Annotated in this window: 17 protein-coding genes; 6 read left to right on the forward strand and 11 right to left on the reverse strand. The window is 43.5% G+C overall.

Translation table 11 applies throughout. The features are described from left to right. Window positions 1–62: 62 nt before the first annotated feature. Entirely contained in the window at window positions 63–1,613 is a 1,551-nt protein-coding gene (gene murJ, locus JMX18_RS07345) for a murein biosynthesis integral membrane protein MurJ (RefSeq protein ID WP_201586431.1), read from the forward strand. 127 nt (window positions 1,614–1,740) lie between these two features. Then, window positions 1,741–2,388, forward strand: coding sequence for a hypothetical protein (locus JMX18_RS07350; RefSeq protein ID WP_201586433.1), 648 nt, complete (start codon window positions 1,741–1,743; stop codon window positions 2,386–2,388). Here the strand turns inward: JMX18_RS07350 and JMX18_RS07355 are convergent. Continuing rightward, window positions 2,380–3,024 (reverse strand): GNAT family N-acetyltransferase, encoded by a 645-nt coding sequence (locus tag JMX18_RS07355; RefSeq protein ID WP_201586437.1) that lies wholly within the window; start codon window positions 3,022–3,024, stop codon window positions 2,380–2,382. The genes JMX18_RS07350 and JMX18_RS07355 overlap by 9 nt on opposite strands. 154 nt (window positions 3,025–3,178) lie before the next feature. On the opposite strand from JMX18_RS07355, the gene ribF reads away from it, so the two are divergent. Beyond that, window positions 3,179–4,228, forward strand: a complete 1,050-nt coding sequence (gene ribF / locus JMX18_RS07360) for a riboflavin biosynthesis protein RibF (RefSeq protein WP_201586439.1) — start codon at window positions 3,179–3,181, stop codon at window positions 4,226–4,228. Between the two features lie 125 nt (window positions 4,229–4,353). Here the strand turns inward: ribF and JMX18_RS07365 are convergent, their stop codons facing one another. The 4 genes from JMX18_RS07365 to JMX18_RS07380 all read right to left on the reverse strand — a co-directional run bounded on the left by JMX18_RS07365 (window position 4,354) and on the right by JMX18_RS07380 (window position 9,084). After that, on the reverse strand, window positions 4,354–4,593 hold the full coding sequence (locus JMX18_RS07365) for a DUF2789 domain-containing protein (RefSeq protein ID WP_201586441.1): 240 nt from the start codon (window positions 4,591–4,593) through the stop codon (window positions 4,354–4,356). Window positions 4,594–4,828: 235 nt separating this feature from the next. Next, window positions 4,829–5,812 carry a malate dehydrogenase gene (locus JMX18_RS07370; protein WP_201586443.1) on the reverse strand — a complete coding sequence of 328 codons (984 nt, stop codon included), beginning with the start codon at window positions 5,810–5,812 and terminating at the stop codon, window positions 4,829–4,831. 208 nt (window positions 5,813–6,020) lie between these two features. Continuing rightward, the gene (locus tag JMX18_RS07375) at window positions 6,021–6,758 is read right to left on the reverse strand and encodes a T2 family ribonuclease (protein ID WP_227674593.1); all 738 of its coding nucleotides are present in this window, start codon (window positions 6,756–6,758) and stop codon (window positions 6,021–6,023) included. Window positions 6,759–7,023: 265 nt separating this feature from the next. Further along, window positions 7,024–9,084 carry a lytic transglycosylase domain-containing protein gene (locus JMX18_RS07380; protein WP_227674698.1) on the reverse strand — a complete coding sequence of 687 codons (2,061 nt, stop codon included), beginning with the start codon at window positions 9,082–9,084 and terminating at the stop codon, window positions 7,024–7,026. 482 nt (window positions 9,085–9,566) lie between these two features. Here JMX18_RS07380 and miaB point away from each other — a divergent pair, with 482 nt between their 5' ends. After that, entirely contained in the window at window positions 9,567–11,048 is a 1,482-nt protein-coding gene (gene miaB / locus JMX18_RS07385; protein WP_201586447.1) for a tRNA (N6-isopentenyl adenosine(37)-C2)-methylthiotransferase MiaB, read from the forward strand. 93 nt (window positions 11,049–11,141) lie between these two features. Here the strand turns inward: miaB and JMX18_RS07390 are convergent, their stop codons facing one another. The 4 genes from JMX18_RS07390 to JMX18_RS07405 form a co-directional block, all read right to left on the reverse strand. Next, a complete protein-coding gene (locus tag JMX18_RS07390; protein ID WP_201586449.1) occupies window positions 11,142–11,906 on the reverse strand; it encodes a LysE family translocator in 765 nt (254 codons plus the stop codon). A gap of 37 nt (window positions 11,907–11,943) precedes the next feature. Continuing rightward, window positions 11,944–13,176, reverse strand: coding sequence for an acetylornithine deacetylase (gene argE / locus JMX18_RS07395; RefSeq protein ID WP_201586451.1), 1,233 nt, complete (start codon window positions 13,174–13,176; stop codon window positions 11,944–11,946). Window positions 13,177–13,247: 71 nt separating this feature from the next. Further along, window positions 13,248–13,733, reverse strand: coding sequence for a nucleoside deaminase (locus JMX18_RS07400; protein WP_265088819.1), 486 nt, complete (start codon window positions 13,731–13,733; stop codon window positions 13,248–13,250). Between the two features lie 78 nt (window positions 13,734–13,811). Further along, window positions 13,812–14,465, reverse strand: coding sequence for a UPF0149 family protein (locus JMX18_RS07405; RefSeq protein ID WP_201586453.1), 654 nt, complete (start codon window positions 14,463–14,465; stop codon window positions 13,812–13,814). 263 nt (window positions 14,466–14,728) lie between these two features. Between JMX18_RS07405 and JMX18_RS07410 the strand changes: the two genes are divergently transcribed. Both JMX18_RS07410 and JMX18_RS07415 read left to right on the forward strand, forming a co-directional pair. Beyond that, window positions 14,729–15,169: a hypothetical protein gene (locus JMX18_RS07410; RefSeq protein WP_201586455.1), complete on the forward strand. Its 441-nt coding sequence runs from the start codon at window positions 14,729–14,731 to the stop codon at window positions 15,167–15,169. Window positions 15,170–15,256: 87 nt separating this feature from the next. Then, window positions 15,257–15,712 (forward strand): cell division protein ZapA, encoded by a 456-nt coding sequence (locus tag JMX18_RS07415; protein ID WP_201586457.1) that lies wholly within the window; start codon window positions 15,257–15,259, stop codon window positions 15,710–15,712. Between the two features lie 92 nt (window positions 15,713–15,804). Here JMX18_RS07415 and JMX18_RS07420 read toward each other — a convergent pair whose 3' ends face one another. Both JMX18_RS07420 and glyS read right to left on the reverse strand, forming a co-directional pair. Next, window positions 15,805–16,092, reverse strand: a complete 288-nt coding sequence (locus JMX18_RS07420) for a hypothetical protein (protein ID WP_227674594.1) — start codon at window positions 16,090–16,092, stop codon at window positions 15,805–15,807. A gap of 204 nt (window positions 16,093–16,296) precedes the next feature. Beyond that, window positions 16,297–18,390 (reverse strand): glycine--tRNA ligase subunit beta, encoded by a 2,094-nt coding sequence (glyS, locus tag JMX18_RS07425; RefSeq protein ID WP_201586459.1) that lies wholly within the window; start codon window positions 18,388–18,390, stop codon window positions 16,297–16,299. Window positions 18,391–18,396 lie beyond the last annotated feature (6 nt).

An 18,396-nucleotide genomic window follows, 5' to 3' on the forward strand; every position in this document is an offset into this window, starting at 1 on the left:
GCTATAATCCGTCAGTTTTTTGAAATAAACCAATAAGCAGGCAAACGAGCAAATAGGTTCTCATGGCAAAAAGTATATTGTTTCGTTCAACGATGGTGGTCAGTAGTATGACCATGCTATCGCGTATCTTAGGGTTAGTACGGGATATCGTCTTATTAAGTGTCTTTGGTGCCGGCGGGCTGATGGATGCGTTTTTGGTCGCCTTTAAGATCCCTAACTTTTTGCGGCGGTTGTTTGCTGAAGGCGCTTTTAGCCAAGCTTTTGTACCTGTATTATCTGAATATAAAGAAAAATATAGCTTACAACAAGTACAGATATTGGTCAGCCGTACCTCAGGAGCACTGCTGCTAATACTGTCTATGCTGACAGTAGTGGTTATTTTAATGGCGCCTTGGGTAGTGGCATTATTTGCTCCAGGCTTTGCCGATCAGCCCGACAAGTTTGCTATTACCGCTGAGCTACTGCGCCTAACCTTTCCTTATTTATTATTTATTTCTATGACCGCCTTTGCCAGCGGCATTTTACAAAGCTATGGTCGTTTTGCGGCGCCCGCCTTTGCGCCTGTATTATTAAACCTTTGTATGATTGGTGGCGCACTTATCTTTGCTCCCATGTTCGATACGCCTATTATGGCTCTCGGTTATGCCGTCGCTATCGCAGGTTTATTACAGTTTTTGATTCAACTGCCGCAGCTATGGCAACAAAAGCTGTTGGTCGCACCCAAAGTTGACTTCAAGCACGAAGGCGTCAAACGTATTCTAAAATTGATGCTACCCGCTATTTTTGGGGTTTCTGTTACCCAAATTAATCTACTATTAAATACCGTTTTTGCCTCGTTGATGATTGGCGGCTCGGTCTCTTGGCTGTATGCGGCTGAGCGTATGAGTGAGCTGCCACTGGGGCTAATTGGGGTAGCTATTGGGACCGTTATTTTGCCCAGCTTGTCTAAAAGTGAAGCACAAAAAGATGACATTACCTTTAAAAAGACTATTGATTGGGCGGCGCGTCTCATCATCTTGGTAGGTATTCCAGCTTCAGCGGCTCTATTTGTACTCGCTGATGCCCTCATGCAAGCGCTGTTCTTACGCGGGGAATTCTCGCTGCGAGATGCGCAAATGAGTTCGCTGGCGTTACGCAGTATGGCCGGAGGCATCCTAGGTTTTATGCTCATTAAGATCTTTGCGCCTGCGTTTTTTGCTCGTCAAGATACCAAAACTCCAGTAAAAATCGGTATTGTCTCAGTATTTGCCAATATGATTTTTAGTGTGATTTTTATTGGTATATTTTACTTCCTTGAGATGCCTTTACATGGCGGTCTAGCGCTAGCAACCACTGGCGCCGCTTTTGTAAACGCCGGGCTGCTCTATTACTTCTTGCATAAGCGCAATATTTTCCGTTTTGATCATCACTGGAAAAAACTCTTTGTACAGTTTTTGATAGCTACTACCGCTATGGTCGCTGTGCTTTATTTGATGCTGCCTTACTTTCCCACGGATTCGGTTCAGTGGCACCGTCTTATTGCTTTACTTATCATGTGTGTGGTCGGCGCATTGGTATACGGCGTGGTATTACTGGCTACAGGATTCCGCCCTCGTCAACTTAGACATGGTTAAGAAGGGCTATTAAGAATTGATTTTAAGCCCTACTTTACTAAATCAAAACAAGCCTTATATGATAATAGACTGTCAATACGCCGGATCATTGGCATAATTGAGATCAAATTAAATCAGAGGATTGGTTATGACTATTAACTCGCTAAAGCGTAAATCACTAAAGCGCCTACCCTTATCAGTAATCACTACTGCTTTATTATGTAGCAGTCTGCTAATCAGTGCTTGTAGCAATAATGATACTGACGAAACTGCTAATGTTAATAACGCTAATGTTAATAATGCTGATGAAACGGCAGCCGTTAGCGAAACCACGACTACCGATAATGATGCTAGCGCTCAAGCAGCAGCGGTTGAGACTAGCGATACCGCAGAAGATGGCGATGAAGATGAAAGAGATGAGATTGCGATCACCAGTGACAATATCAATCCTGTAACCTCAGACGCTGAGCAACAGAGCATAGTCACCAATCCAACTGAAGCAGGTACCCCAGAAGATACCGTCAAAAAGGCGCTTAACACTCTATACTACGGCGATGCCGGGCAAGCCGCTCAGTACTATCAAGTCGATATAGATAATTTTGAGCAAGAGCTTGTGAATACTCAAAGCACCTTTCAGCAGACCGTTGAGAGCGTGACTATTACAGATACTAAATATAATGGCGATCAAACCCGAGCGACTATCAATGGTGAGCTGATGCTAATCGGTCAGAGTGAGCCTGCTCCTCTCACCTATGAGCTGCAAAAAATAAAAGGTCAATGGAAAATCTTAGGATAAATGAGCTACGTAATCTGTAGTATCTACAGAGACTGCTTTTCCTAACATTACTACATCAGCGATAAATCCCTGCATATCGCAAACCTGCGGTAGATAACCCCACTGCTCAAAACCAAGCTTACGGAACAAACTTAAGCTTGGTCCATTATGAGCAAAGATAAGTGCTACCACATTGTAAATGCCTAGCGTCGGGGCTTGAGTGAGCATCCAGCTTGCCAATAAACAACCTAAACCTTGGGCTTGATAGTCTTGATGCAAATAAATGCTAATCTCACTACTGATATGATAAGCAGTTCGTGCATATAAATCACTAAAACTACCCCATGCTACGATTGTCGATGTTGGCGATAGATACTTAAATGATGATAAATGGTTATTACGCTCAGGGCCGTCTGAATTTATATCAGTACAGTCAATAGCTTTTACTACATAAATCGGCCGCTTAAAATTATTAAGATGCTCCTCAAACCAAACCATACGCTCATCGATAGTAACGGCTACCAGATTAGCAGTAGCTTGCTTGCCGGCGATACTTTGATTATAAATCTTTAAAATAGCCGCCAAATCTGCTTTATCTGCCCGCTCAACTACAAACTTATCTGTCAGTTTATGGGCAGTCTTACCCTCATTAATCATAGCCGGCCTCGTATAATTGTTCTAGTAAATAGTTTTGGGTGTGAGGGACGCTATTTTACTTTATAATGGCAAGTTTTAGACTTCTTTTCAGACCTTTTAAACTCAATTTAAGAGATTTTTTATACCTAACTGGCCTTATCATAGCTGCAAACTTATGAATACCTACTTTCTTGAGCAACTGATTGCACCGCCATACGCAATATCTGACATATCTGATGATATCACTTCAACTGAGCTCCCTTCTTGTGTGCTAACCATTGGTAACTTTGATGGGGTGCATTTAGGTCACCAAGCGATGCTCGCACAAATGCGCACTTTAGCCAAAGAGCAAAAACTGAGCGCCGCAGTGATGATATTTGAGCCTCAGCCCCGTGAGTTTTTTGCGCCAAAATCTGCGCCAGCGCGGTTGACTAATTTGGCTGAAAAGCAGGCGATACTGGCAGAATATGGCGTTGAGACCTTGATAGTCGCTAGGTTCGACAGTGACTTTCGAGCCTTATCTGCTAAAGCTTTTGCTGATCTGCTAGCGCTACGCTTAAACGTGCAAGCGTTAGTATTGGGCGATGACTTTCGCTTCGGTCATGATCGTACGGGAGACAGCCAGTTCTTACGTGATTATGGTCTGCAAGTGACTAATTTGGATACTGTTACCGATGACGCTGATGCCAACAAACGTATTAGCTCCACGCGAGTGCGTGAGCTATTGCTAGCAGGTGATATCGACGCTGCCAATCAGCTGCTTGGCCGTGATTATACGATTACAGGTAGCGTTGTAGGTGGCGATAAAATCGGTCGGACACTAGACTTCCCAACCGCTAATATTGATCTCAAGCGGATAAAGCCTGCGCTGCACGGTATCTTTGCTGTTGACGTAGTGCGCCTGGATAGTGAGGGCAATATCATTGCTGATGGACTGGTCAGTCTAGCTACTGATAATCAGCTGGGCGTTGCCGGATTAAGAGCACATAGCCTTTTTGGTACCGCTAATGTTGGGACTAGACCTTCGGTAGATAAGGAGCCAGAGTGGCGCTTAGAAGTGCATTTTCCGCAGTTTAAAGCGGACTTATATGATGAAGTCTTGCAAGTGCGCTTTTTGCACTATTTACATGGTGAGTATCATTATGAAAATTTAGCGGAGTTAAAAGCGGGCATTCATAACGACGTTGAAGATCTACTAGATTGGCGAAAACAGCAGCTCACTTAAATAATCTTCATTAACTATATTTATTTTTAATGAATTAGAAGCAAAAGCCCATAACGATTAAGTTATGGGCTTTTATGGTATAGCATATGACATTTATTCAGTAGACTATTATATTTAACAGACTACTAGGCAGTAGGATGCAAGCGCACATTCAGCTCATCGATAACTTCTACCCATACCGCATCTTTTTTCCATTCTTCTTGAAGGAACATACGCTGCTTATCGTTCCAAATATCTGATTCTATTAGCGCTTCATCTTTTTCTAACTTATTATTCTCGATAAAGTTATCAATAGCTTCATCAGAGTTATCAAGCCCCAACTGGGCAAATAATTCATTCATGGTATAATCTGGCTCACCTAACATCTTTGCTCTCCTTTAATACGATTGCTTAAAATTAATTATTATTGCTTAAATTATTGTTACTGGCTTTTTATCCTTACCAGCTTTTATTGTAGCAAGCCCCATCCTAACAACTGTTATCTATCGTTAATAGTTGTGTTATGAATAGTTGTACTAATGGCATAAAAAAGCCCTCTACTAAAGTGAGGGCTGATTTATAATTAGATTAATTATTCAACGATTTAGATAACTACACTGCTTATGGTAGTAGATGTGATACTGCGTCACGCTCTTCACTTAGCTCTTGTTCGGTCGCTGCCATCTTATCTTTGGAGAAGTCTGATGAGACATCAACGCCATCAACGATAGACCAGTCGCCATTGCTACAAGTGCATGGGAATGAGTAAATCAAACCTTTAGCAATACCATATTCGCCGTTTGAGTAAACGCCCATTGAGACCCAGTCATTGTCATCAGAGCCCAATGCCCAAGTGCGCATATGTGCAATTGCAGCGTTAGCAGCAGAGGCAGCAGATGAAGCACCACGTGCTTTGATAATAGCAGCACCGCGCTGTTGTACTTCTGGGATATAAGTGTTCTCGTACCAATCACGATCCACTAAATCTAGTGCAGGCTTACCGTTTACTGTACATGCGGTTAGATCTGGATACTGAGTAGATGAATGGTTACCCCAGATAGTCATTTTTTTCACGTCATTAACAGTGCTGTCAGTTTTTTCAGCCAACTGCGCAATCGCACGGTTGTGATCCAGACGAGTCATAGCAGTAAAGTTACGTGGGTCTAAATCTGGTGCATTACGCTGGGCGATAAGAGCGTTAGTATTTGCAGGGTTACCTACAACCAATACTTTAACATCACGGCTTGCCACGTCATTTAAAGCTTTACCTTGTGCTGAGAAAATAGCAGCGTTAGCTTCTAGTAGATCTTTACGCTCCATACCAGGACCACGAGGACGTGAGCCTACTAATAAAGCATAATCGACATCTTTAAAAGCCACACTAGCATCATCAGTTTGCACCACGTCTGCTAATAAAGGGAATGCACAGTCTTGTAGTTCCATGACCACACCCTTTAGGGCATCTAGTGCTGGGGCAATTTCAAGTAATTGCAAAATAACAGGCTGATCTTTACCTAGCATCTCACCAGACGCAATACGAAATAGCATAGCATAGCTGATATTACCAGCAGCACCGGTTACGGCAACACGTACAGGCTGTTTCATAGAATACTCCCTCATTGTTCATTCATTGTTTATTAAATATGGTTGTTTAAATGTTAACCATCGATAGTTAACGAATATAAGCCGAGGGCTAGTGTATCACTTCAGTTGACAAATCGTCTAGATACAATGCCGTGGTTAATCATGTCTATATTGTTACATTTTATACCTATATGAGTGCTGAGCTGGCTTGACGACTTGCTATTAAGGGCTATCGGCCACCTGAAATAATAAATTTACTACCACAATTATTTACGGTATTACTGCAGCTGCCAAATCCAGTACCTTCATAACAGATATGAATATCGGTAAGAATAGATTGACGACGTGAACCATCTTTGCAGATTAGATCTACGCTAGCAGCGCTCATGCCGCTATTTAGACGAGTCAGCTGACTGATAAAACTCGATTTAGCAACTGTGTAGCTGTTGCCGGTAGTGAGCTCATTAGGAAGGTTTAACTGTCCTGCATAATTAGTAATCTGACGGAAATACCCGCTGGCACTTAGCGGACCACAAGCACCATAACGCTGCCAGACTTGGTTACGAACGGTACTATCTGGCATGATACGATTGACTACTTTTAACTGCAACGGGGTGAGACGCGGCTCACTTCTACGACCACAGCGTGAGTCATAACCGAGATCGAGACCGGATACGGTAAAAGAATACCCTTCTAGGCACTGGCGCATGCGCGCACGAGTGGGCTGTAGCTCACAAAGAGCTGGCGTCATCTCTATCATTAACACTCGCTGACCGCTCTTTGCTACACTTGCAGCTTGCGCTGGTATTACAGCGGCTGGTAACAACAACACTCCGGCAAGGCTAGCTACCGTACGTGTTGTAGGTCTTAATCTGCTTGCTTTTATTATAGAATACAGAGAGCTTTGAACCGAAAACTGCTGTTCAATAGAAGATAATGAGAGCCTGGTAAAATATTTTTTTATCATAAGTAACAAAACATTGAGCAGTTATCAGAAGCTTATAGGTTTATCGTCAAAGCACGGATGTTAACTAACATAATGGTAACAAAACCCTTTCTTTAGTCTATAGCAAAAACGTAAACTTATCCTAAAGGGCCTATATAAGAAAACTCATCTACAAAATATCTGGCAATAGTTGTCACTTATCTCTACCCAATAACAAACAAGCCATTAGCAACAACTTACTAATGGCTTGTTTAACTGACCTGTTTAAATACTTTATTTATGACTGCTAAAACGTCGGTGGAATAGTACCCATACGCTGGCTGATAGGCTGAGGGCGACCCAGTAAACTGCTATATATAGTCGCATTTTCCATTACGTGTTTGACATAATTGCGAGTTTCAGGATAGGCGATGGATTCAACATACTGATCAGCGGCTAATGAGCCATAAGCGGGCTGCCAGCGTTTAGCATTATTAGGTCCAGCATTATAGCCGGCGGTTGCCAATACGGGCTGGTAATTTAGCTTGCCCAAGATATCACCCATATACCAAGTGCCATAGCGAATATTGGTATCGCCACTATTAGCACGGCTTGCACTATAGGTTTCACCCAAATTACGAGCGATATATTTCGCTGTATCGGGCATCACTTGCATAAGCCCACTGGCACCTACATTAGAGCGCGCTGAGGTTACAAAACGGCTTTCTTGACGCATAATGCCGTAAGCCCACGCTGGATCAATACCCGCTGACTGACTATAACGCACTACAGCACTCTGGTGTGGCATCGGATGCGACAAGGCCAGATTATTTACACTGTCGCTATTATCAATGGCATAGATAGCCCGATCCAGCCAGTCCATATCATAGGCGACACGTGCAGCCGCAACAATTAAACTGTCATCACGGTTATCACGTGCTTGCTTGACCGCCCAGTTCCACTCACGGTTGGCATAAGCACGGCTAGCATCAGCGTTGTATAAAGCAAAAGCCCGTGCAAAATGTGGATTCTGCATTACTCGTGCTCTATCTGTGCTACTAATATTAGGTAAGTTATTGCCGCCTAATTGATTGGCATTAAAGCGTTGACCGACTTTATCCTTTGCCATTAATCCATAATATTCATTGCTCTTAGCAAGGCGCTGATATATTTGTCTCGCCAAACCACGCTTACCAGCATCGTTTGATTGCTCATACGCGCGCGCAAGCCAATACTGCCATTGATCCATTTTTTGAGTTTCGACATTCATCTTGGAGATAGCTTGGGTTACATCATCCCAGCGGCCAAAACGAATAGCTGCCATTGCATAGTATTCGGCTTCTTCATCACTAAAATCATCATCTAAGCTCTTACGGAACCAATCTACCGCCTCCACATTGAAGCCATCATCGGTATTATGATTCATCCGCTGCACCCCAAGAATACGGTAAGCATAACGGCGAGTTTCTTCATTTAATAAACGTAACGGGCGTTGATTGTCCTGTTTGATATCAAAATCAAGTTGCAGTGCCGCTTCACGATAAGACTTATCAGCCATACGACCTAGAGCATATAGGTAAAGATATTGATTGATTTGGCTACTGGGTTCTCGGTTGAAACGCGTAAAAAACGCCGAGGTATTGAGCTGGATATCACCCAACGCCGAATAAGGAATCGGCGTACCAAGGCGTGAGGACAACGCTATGATATCGCCAGTATTACCCTTACGCAGCATACGCTTAAGACGAGCTTTTCTATCCTGATTACTAATCAATGGATTATCATTCATCTCCATAGCCAGCTGGTCACAAAGTGCGGGCTGCTTTTTGGTTATCAGCCAAACATCAGACTTGGCGGCCATAGCACGCATAGTATCACCGCCATGATTAAACCCAAGCGCCACCGCACAGCGTTCGCTAGCATCCGCATTGGTAATCAGATTAGCGATTTGACGTATCGGGGCGTAATCGCCCGCAGCGGCTTTGGTCTCAGCGTAATCAGCCACTAGCTTTTCTGCCATAACCGTATTGGGATATTGGCGTACAAACTGTGCTACTGCCGCTGGACTTTGGCTATTTAGATCTAAATTCATCCGCCAGTAAGTAGGATACATCGCAAACAAACCGCCGCTCATCATTTGCTCATAATTAAATAAAGCACTGATATCACCACGATTCTCAGCTTGTGCAGCGGCATTGAAATACTCCACACTGTTATCTTGCTGATAACTACTTTCTTGCTGATAACTGTTGCCATCGCCCCACTGAAGATCTGCACAAGCGACTTGCGACAGCCCCATGGCACTCATCGCCGTAACCAAACTTAGCACCCCGACGCGTACCGAACCTGTGGTTAAGCTTGCAGGCATTCTTGCAGGCGTAAAAGGGCTGGATAACTGCTTAGCAGTAAGGCGGTGGTCAGCGCGGCGCTTTGTCATACTTACTCTCTTTATAGTCTGTATTTATGTGGATTTTGATGATCAGAGGCTCATCATACTATATTCGTTCAACTTTCAACCAGTATTCTTACCATTCATCAATAAAGAGGAGAGCGACGTGTAACACAAAAATGATAAGACGGATCATTTACTTTAGAAATAATAACGATCCTAACGCTTAATAATGCTTAATAACTATAAATGGCTAAACCATCAAGCGTAATACAGGGTAAGCATTTGATACTATTAAAAATAATGGCTTTAAGTAGTCATGAATACTTCAGCGTTACTTTTCACATTAACCAAGGATTATGGTAAAATACGCCACCTATTAATAGGCTAAGGTCAATATTTGACTATTAGCTGTCAATGCGCTTCTCTGCTCTATTTTAGTTAATTATGGACTTATCCCTATGAGTGTTACTGTATTTAATCCCCTTACCGATGAAGCGGCTGCCAAGCCTACTTCTTCTTTGATGACACTCGAAGAGCCGAATGCTAATCCAGCAGATGCTCAAGCACCGGTCGTCAAAAAGGTCTTTATCACCACTCAAGGCTGTCAGATGAACGTTTACGACTCTGGCAAAATGCTGGACGTACTTGGCGACTCGCATGGTATGGAAGTCACTCATAATATTGATGAAGCGGATGTACTGCTCATGAATACTTGCTCTATCCGTGAAAAGGCGCAAGAAAAAGTATTCTCAGAGCTAGGACGCTGGCGTAAGCTCAAAGAAAAACGTCCAGATTTAGTCATTGGTGTCGGCGGCTGCGTCGCCTCGCAAGAAGGTGATAATATCCAAAAACGTGCGCCCTATGTCGATATGGTGTTTGGTCCGCAAACCTTGCACCGCTTGCCAGAGCTATATGATCAATCCAATGAGCAAAAGAATATTGCACCCAAAAATCGCATTGGAACTATCGACATCTCCTTCCCAAGTATCGAGAAATTCGACTTCTTACCTGAACCAAGAGTTGAGGGTTATAAAGCCTTTGTCTCTATTATGGAAGGTTGCTCAAAATACTGCTCATTTTGCGTCGTGCCTTATACTCGCGGCGAAGAATTATCACGTCCGCTTGATGATGTGCTGGCAGAAATTGATAGTTTGGCTGAACAAGGTATCCGTGAGATTAACCTACTCGGTCAAAACGTGAACGGCTATCGCGGCGAAAAAGACGATGGCAGTATTTGCCGTTTCGCTGAGCTCTTGCATTATGTCTCGCATGTCGATGGCATCGAGCGCATCCGTTATACCACCAGTCATCCACTAGAATTTACCGATGATATTATTGACGCTTATGCCAAGCTACCTGAGCTGGTATCGCATTTGCATCTACCCGTCCAAAGCGGTTCTAACGCCATACTGGCAGCGATGAAACGTAACCATACTATTGATGTTTATATCAATCAGATTAATAAGCTCAAAGCTATTCGTCCTGATATCTACCTATCGAGCGACTTTATTATTGGCTTCCCGGGCGAAACTGATGAGGACTTTCAAGCGACGTTGAATCTAGCCAAAGAGCTGAACTTTGACCACTCTTACAGCTTTATTTACTCTAAACGTCCGGGCACCCCAGCGTCCGAGTTGCCTGATAACGTCAGCTTAAAAACTAAAAAAGAGCGCTTGGCCGAATTTCAGCAAGTCATTATTGATTCTACTTTACAAAAAACCCATGATATGGTCGGCTCTACCACTCGGGTATTGGTCGAGCAAATCGCCGACCGTCATCCCGATTGTCTAATCGGTACCGCCGACAATACGCGTACCGTTATGTTCCCTTATGATTTGGACAAAATGGATCAGCTGTTAGGTAAAATCGTCAGCGTCCGTGTCACTGATTTTGTCAGTCCGCACATGGTAAAAGGCGAGCTGGTTGAGGTGTTGGCTTAAACCCCCAAAAAACTGAGCTCAAAAGAAAAGCCGTTCGCTAATAAATAGCGAGCGGCTTTTTTATTATGAAAGCTACTTATCTTTAGGCCTTGTCTAAGCCAAAAAAGTACTTGCCACTTCAGCTAACAAGGCTAGGGCAATTATTATAAATATTAATCCGCAAATTCGATTCAGCCATGCCAAGCGCTTGCCTACATCCAGCCAGCCTGCCAATTGCTTACCCCCAACGGTATAAATAATTTGCCAAATGGTTTCGCTTAAAAACAGCCCTAAGGTTAAGATAATATATTGAGGCCATAATGGCATACTAAAATTAATAAACTTGGGGAAAAAGGCGGCGAAGAATAAGATAGCTTTAGGGTTAGATAATGACACCCAAATACCGGTACGAAAGAGCTTTGAATTAGTGGGTACTGTCTTTACCGCAGCACTTGATAAAGTGCGCGGTTTAAGCTGTTTTTGATGGCTATAAACGCTCTCAGTTCCATAACTATCGGTATTAGGTGCGTCAGGATACTCAGCGGCAACCTCAGCACTGACTAGGCTAGCATCTGCCATTAGGCTGCTATTACTACCAGTATCACGCCATGATACTACACCTAAATAAATCAGATATGACGCCCCAACCGTCTTGATAAGCTCTAATAACCACGGCGATTGACGACTGATAACATCTAAGCCTAGTAGCGTAGATAACAATAGAATGAACAGCCCTAAACTTAGGCCCGCCAGCGTCCATACCGTGCGCTTAACTCCATAATTCAGTCCGTACTGGAACGCCAGTAGCATGTTGGGACCTGGAGTCGCTGATATAAAAAAAGTACTGACAAAAAATACGGTAAACAGATGCCAAGACATCAACGACCCCTACTTTATTTATTCGCTATCTATTTATTCAATGAACCGTACAACTATCTAATAACTTCTGCAAAAAACCATCGCAGCGTTCAATCTCATTCAATTCAACAAACTCGTTGGCTTTATGCGCCTGCTCAATGCTACCCGGACCGCAGATAATCGTTGGAATACCGGCGTTAGTAAACTGCCCGCCTTCGGTTGCATAAGCGACCTTATGGCGCTGATTATCACCGGTGAGTGCCGCTATTAATTGTTGCAGCTCAGCATTGTCATTATCAGTCATCGCCGGCACGCTCTCTTCTTGCAGCAATTCAATACCGGTTTCAGCTGCACGCGCTTGCATCTGGGTATTTAGCTCGGCTATTTTTGTGCGAATAGGCGTTAATATATCGTCTTGGGTCATGTGTGGCAGGTTACGATAATCAAAGGTAAACTCACATAAATTGGGTACGATATTGGTCGCTGTACCGCCCTTTATCGTGCCAACTGACAAGGTGGAATACGGCACATCAAAAAACTCATCATTATCGTCACGCCCGCTTATCTCTTCGGCTAACTCATCGACATAACCGACCAAACGGCTGGCATAGCTGATCGCATTGACGCCTTGATGGGTCAATGATGAATGCGCTGATTTGCCATGCACACGGCAACGATAAACCGCGATACCTTTGTGCGCTACCACCATAGACATATTGGTAGGCTCGCCCACGATGCAATAATCTGGAGTGATACCACGCTCCTTTATATCCGCCAGTATAAGCGGAGCTCCTAAGCAGCCGACCTCTTCATCGAACGAAAAAGCCAAATGCAGCGGACGGCTCAGCTTACCTGCATTGGATAACTGCACAGCTTTTGGCAATAAGCTTAAAGTACAAGCGATAAAGCCTTTCATATCACAAGCACCGCGCCCATATAACTTATCATCACGAATATCAGCGCTGAAAGGCTCGGACGACCACTCTTGCCCGTCAACAGGTACGACATCGGTATGCCCTGAAAGCACTAGACCTCCTGTGACAATATCAGCCTGACTCCCCGCTGGGACAGTAACGAAAAGATTGGCTTTATCCCAAGCTTCGTTAAAGGTTAAATCGACACTTAAACCCAATTGCTCACAGTATCCTTGCACGTCCTTGATAAGCGCTAAGTTTGAGTGCCGACTAACGGTATCAAAGCCTATCAACCGGGTCAGCCAGTCAATACTATTAGTCGGATAATTGGTATCCGACTTAGCTTTGTTGCTTTTAGTAACCCTTTTTACCGTCATAAGATGTCCTTATCAATATATAAAATAGTAATCTAGAATCGTTACCTAAAATAAGCATGCAAAATAGAATACTAACCTTGCTGATGAGCACGCTCTTGGAGCGCTTTTACCTCCTCATCCAAGCCCTTTACTGGGCCTTCAACTCTCACATTCGGCGCTACCTGTTGAATAGATAAAGAGTTAATAGCGAGCGGCGACTCTACACCCATCTCCGCCATCCATTCGCCCAATTGCTTGGCTGAGCTGACATAAACAATGCGTCCCAATCCTGCCAAACCATGCGCTGCTGAACACATAGCGCAGTGTTCACCTGAGGTATAAACGGTAGCTTTTGCCCTTGTCTCTTCGCTCATATTCTCAGCCGCCCAGCGCACCAATGCCACCTCAGGATGATAAGTCGCTTCAACGCTATTGATACGGTTACGATCTTCGCGCAGCACCTTGCCATCGCCATCGACCAACACACTACCAAAAGGCGCATCACCCGCATCTAAGGCTTCGGCCGCCAGCTCAACACAGCGGCGCAGATGAATCATATCCTGCTCATTTATCATCATTATTCTCCTTATACTTATTACTTATGGTGCCTGTACCTAAATTTTTCTTGTAGCTAAGTATAGTAGCTTAACATTAACTTACGATGGATTATTATGGTTCATGACATCTACTACTGGCGGCATGGGCTTGGGCAACTTGCCTTCTGCTTGCAGCTCTTTGGTGGTCTTGGCATCAATAGCTAAACCTGAAATCAGCGCCAACTCTTTTATTGGTTTACGCTTGCGTGTAGCAAAGCTCACCGGTACCATACGTGCGAACTCGTAAATATAAAGATACGACTCTTCACCGCCTTCATAATCTTCGTCCTCTTCGAGACGAATAGCGCCAATTTTAGCTAAGTCGGTAAGCATCTCGTTTTCTTCAATACTTAAAGAGCAATCGGTAATACCAAAACCAGTCATAAAACCATTGGCCCACTGTTTCAATGCCATTACACGCTCGTATAAATCATGTTCATCATCAGGTACAAGTGGCGTATAAGCATAGGCATCATCTTTATCCTTGAGCTGAAATACGGTATCTTCAGCTTCTTCGGTCAATAAAGTGAGTGCAGAGTCTGGCAACGGCGCAAAGCTCAGCTCTTCTAATATAGTCGCCCAGCCTTGCTCATCAGGAGCATTACAAGCGGTCATTAGCCCAGTCATCAAGCCATGCAGCTCACTAATGCTCACATCCGTCCAATCTTCAATAGCATTGGACCAAGTATTCCAGCCAGAGATATTGTCATTCATAAAAGTTATCCTAATAATTTATTTATGCTTGCTTTATCAAGCTTTTGATTACTACTTATCGGTGTTGATAATGATTAATTGATAATTATGCCGCTGCTCATTCCCCATTGTTACGGTATAGCAGCTGAGAGGAGTGCATAATAAAACATTGGCACACCTGCAATTACTTTGTTGATATAGCTATTATGCGGTCACCTATGGCATTATTAAACATGACCAAAAAAATTCATTCACCCATTGCTGATTAAGGATAAAAACTGACTATGTATGATCAATTAAAAGTCTTAGAAAAAACCCTACTCGAGGTCAAAAAACAATATCAGCTGGTCAGCCAAGAACTGAATCGCCTAAAGCAACAGCCAAATGTTGACCCCAAAGAATTGAGCTCGCTCAAAAACAAACTTGATAGCAGTCATACTGAACGTGACCAGCTCAAGCAGCAGCTTATTGAGCTTGATAAGCGCTATCAAAGCTTGGCTGAAGCGCATCATATGATTGGTGAGGACCAAGATAAGCTGCAAAAACAGCTCAGCGACTTGCAGCAACAAAATAAAGCGCTACAGCAAGAAAACACCAATCTAAACCAGGAAAACCAAGATATTATTAAGCAAAATAATGACTTACAAGAAAAGAATCAATTGGCAGCGGAGCGCACTCAAGTGGTTTTACAGCGTCTGACCCTTATTGATCAGATGGAAAGCTAATGGCATATAAAGGGTAAAATGACAGCACTCCTTGTCATAATTATACGATCTAAATCATCACTTTAACGACACTTTGTAGGATTTTTCATGACCGATAATACCAAACAGACCGCTAATCAAGAACCCGTTCAAAAACCTGTTCAGGAACCCACTAAAAAATCTGATCAAAAACTGGATACTGAGACTGCTAATAATGACTCTACTAAATTAACAGCACAAAATAACTCGCAGCTCGATAAACAGCCTGAGCCACAAATGAAAAAGGTCAATATTGTCATTGCCGGCATCACTTATCAGATTTACTGTCCAGTAAATGGAGAAGAAGAGTTACGGGCAGCAGTATATTACATAAATAACTTCTTGCTAGATATCAAAAAAGAGGCACCACGATTAAGTCAGGAGCATCTACTGGTCTTATGCTGCTTGAACCTCTATGAGAAAATTCATGCAAATAATAAAACCAACGAAGCGAATAAACAACAGAGCTTACAAACAGAAGCTCTGCTGAGCAATATCATAAAAGAAGCGCAGTCCATTTTATAATTGCGACTGGAGTTAATGATAATACCCCGCTTTCAACTATTCTAAAATTACTGCCGTAGGCTGGGCTAAAGCGCCAGCCTACGATAGCTTATTTACTGATACGTTCTGCCGGCATGAAAATCAGCTTGATGCTCATAATTGCAAAAGAATAGCTCTTTTTTATCTAGCTGATCAATAGAGTTTGTTACTGTGTTAGCCGCAGGCTTTTCAAGAACGCCGCGATATTCAGCGAGACTATTGCCACAAAAATTACATTGGCGCGGCGTAGTGACATCGCCTTTTTGAGGCATCATACTTTTTGGCGCACGCGGATACATAAACTTGTAAAAACCCCACATACAAGCCCAAATGATCAGAATAACGATAATAGCAGCGAACACGGCTATGCTCCTTGAGATAGCGATTTATACGCTATGAATAAGTAAGTATAAATACAGATATACCCTAAAGTTTACGTAAATAATGCCGATAGCACAATTATTACTCGGTTAATTATGAGCAGATTTGATAGCGATTTAAAATTAAAAAACTGGCTATATCTAGCCAGTTTTTTGTTGAATTGTTTTTATCTGTATTGTAGTGAACTACAGCTGCAACTCACTAATATCCGCTACTGTCAAAAACAGCGCACGGACTTGCTTCAGTAGCGCTAAGCGATTGGCTTTTAGAGCTGCATCTTCGCTATTAACCATAACGTCAGCGAAGAACTGGGTAAGCGGCGCATCCAGCTGCGTTAAGGTTTGCAGAACTTGAGTATAATCGGCAGTCTCAAGCAGCGGCGCTACTTCAGTTTGCGCTTGATGAACTATCTTATAAAGCGCTTGTTCAGCCGGCTCAGATAACAGGCTTTCATCGATACTGCCAGCCACCTCCCCTTCTGATTTGGCAAGGATATTAGCCACCCGTTTATTGGAGTCTGCCAGCATAGAAGCTTGCGGCAATTCGCTAAAGGTCTGTACCGCGCGAATACGCTGATCAAAATCAAGCGGCATGTGCGGATTGATCGCTTGCACTGCCTGAATGGTATCGACATTGACGCCTTTTTCGGTATACATGGCGCGATAACGTGAGTTTAGAAAAGTCATGACCTTAGTAAAGGTATCGCCCATTTTGGCAATTTTACTACCGTTATCATCGCTATAGTTTTTAATCGCTTGTTCAACCAAAGCCGCTAAATTAATCGGTAATTGCTTTTCGATCAAAATACGCAGAATACCAATCGCTGAACGGCGTAAACTAAAGGGATCTTTGGAGCCCGTTGGTGCTTGATCAATAGCAAAGATTCCAACCAAAGTATCCAAGCGATCCGCTAATGCCAAACAGATACCAATAGGGGTTTGCGGTAGTACATCACCGCTGAACTTAGGCAAATACTGCTCCTCAAGACTTGCCGCCACCGCTTCTGGCTCACCATTTAGACGCGCGTAATAAGTCCCTGCAATACCCTGTAACTCAGGATACTCACCAACCAGCGAGCTGGCCAAATCCGCTTTAGACAACATTGCCGCTCGTACCGTTTCATCGACGTCAATCTGCTGCCCTTGCTGCTGCATCAAGGTCGCAATATAAGCGGCAAGCTTGGCGATGCGCTCGGACTTCTCCCAAATCGTACCCAGTTGATCTTGGAACACTCGGGTTTTTAAAGTTTCGGTAAGCGCATATAAAGGCTGCTTTTGATCTTGTAAGAAGAAAAACTCAGCATCCGCCAAACGGGGACGCACTACCTTCTCATTACCTTCAATAATTTGATTAGGATCCTTGGATTCGATATTGGTAATAAAAATAAAGTAAGGCAGTAATTTACCCTCTTTATCAGTCAAACAAAAATACTTTTGATCGGCCTGCATAGTAGAGATTAGCGCTTCTTGCGGTACTGCTAAAAAGCGCGGTTCAAAATCTGCCCGTAGCGCAATAGGGAAATCGACCAAAGCGGTCACTTCATCTAATAAATCCTGCGGTATGATCTCATTAGCATTAATCTCATCTGCTAAAGCTTTTACTTGGTTTTTGATCAGCATTTGACGCTTATCAAAATCAGCAACGACTTTGAGGCTATCTAAAAGCGACTCATAGCTATTGGCGTGCTCAATGGTATGATAATCTGGACTATGGAAACGATGTCCCCGTGTCTGATTACTGGTTTTATGACCTTGAATAGTAGCGTCGATAACTTGCTCATCTTGCATCAATACTGCCCACTGTACCGGACGCACGAACTCATTTCGGCTGGCTCCAGAGCGCATACGTTTGGCAATAGGCAAATCATCAAGCGCTGTTTGGAAAATGTCAGGTAACAAATCAGTAGTCGCTTGACCACCAATGGTTTGCTCAAAACCCACGTAATCGCCTTTGTCGGTATGGATAGTAGTCAGCTCACTAGGATCAATGCCCAAGCCTTTAGCAAAGCCCATAGCGGCACGGGTGGGATTACCCTCGCTATCAAATGCCGCTTTTACTGCAGGGCCACGCTTTTGCTCCGTGCGATCGGGCTGCTTATCACTGATGCCTTCAATCTGTAGCGCTAAACGGCGCGGTGCGGCGTATGACTTGATACTATCAAAACTAATACCGGCCTCATTTAACTGCTCAATGACGCTGGATTGCAATGCATCACGGAGGGGTTTTAGGCTTTTGGGGGGCAGCTCTTCACACCCCAGTTCAAATAAAATAGTACTCATGGGATG

It is taken from the genome of Psychrobacter jeotgali, from assembly GCF_904846315.1.
Lineage (GTDB): Bacteria > Pseudomonadota > Gammaproteobacteria > Pseudomonadales > Moraxellaceae > Psychrobacter > Psychrobacter jeotgali.

What these genes read in the sequence shown, in the direction of transcription:
- murJ (WP_201586431.1), top strand. Translation starts at nt 63, where the DNA reads ATGGCAAAAAGTATATTGTTTCGTTCAACGATGGTGGTCAGTAGTATG.
- JMX18_RS07350 (WP_201586433.1), top strand. Translation starts at nt 1,741, where the DNA reads ATGACTATTAACTCGCTAAAGCGTAAATCACTAAAGCGCCTACCCTTA.
- JMX18_RS07355 (WP_201586437.1), bottom strand. Translation starts at nt 3,024, where the DNA reads ATGATTAATGAGGGTAAGACTGCCCATAAACTGACAGATAAGTTTGTA.
- ribF (WP_201586439.1), top strand. Translation starts at nt 3,179, where the DNA reads ATGAATACCTACTTTCTTGAGCAACTGATTGCACCGCCATACGCAATA.
- JMX18_RS07365 (WP_201586441.1), bottom strand. Translation starts at nt 4,593, where the DNA reads ATGTTAGGTGAGCCAGATTATACCATGAATGAATTATTTGCCCAGTTG.
- JMX18_RS07370 (WP_201586443.1), bottom strand. Translation starts at nt 5,812, where the DNA reads ATGAAACAGCCTGTACGTGTTGCCGTAACCGGTGCTGCTGGTAATATC.
- JMX18_RS07375 (WP_227674593.1), bottom strand. Translation starts at nt 6,758, where the DNA reads ATGATAAAAAAATATTTTACCAGGCTCTCATTATCTTCTATTGAACAG.
- JMX18_RS07380 (WP_227674698.1), bottom strand. Translation starts at nt 9,084, where the DNA reads ATGCCTGCAAGCTTAACCACAGGTTCGGTACGCGTCGGGGTGCTAAGT.
- miaB (WP_201586447.1), top strand. Translation starts at nt 9,567, where the DNA reads ATGAGTGTTACTGTATTTAATCCCCTTACCGATGAAGCGGCTGCCAAG.
- JMX18_RS07390 (WP_201586449.1), bottom strand. Translation starts at nt 11,906, where the DNA reads ATGTCTTGGCATCTGTTTACCGTATTTTTTGTCAGTACTTTTTTTATA.
- argE (WP_201586451.1), bottom strand. Translation starts at nt 13,176, where the DNA reads ATGACGGTAAAAAGGGTTACTAAAAGCAACAAAGCTAAGTCGGATACC.
- JMX18_RS07400 (WP_265088819.1), bottom strand. Translation starts at nt 13,733, where the DNA reads ATGATGATAAATGAGCAGGATATGATTCATCTGCGCCGCTGTGTTGAG.
- JMX18_RS07405 (WP_201586453.1), bottom strand. Translation starts at nt 14,465, where the DNA reads ATGAATGACAATATCTCTGGCTGGAATACTTGGTCCAATGCTATTGAA.
- JMX18_RS07410 (WP_201586455.1), top strand. Translation starts at nt 14,729, where the DNA reads ATGTATGATCAATTAAAAGTCTTAGAAAAAACCCTACTCGAGGTCAAA.
- JMX18_RS07415 (WP_201586457.1), top strand. Translation starts at nt 15,257, where the DNA reads ATGACCGATAATACCAAACAGACCGCTAATCAAGAACCCGTTCAAAAA.
- glyS (WP_201586459.1), bottom strand. Translation starts at nt 18,390, where the DNA reads ATGAGTACTATTTTATTTGAACTGGGGTGTGAAGAGCTGCCCCCCAAA.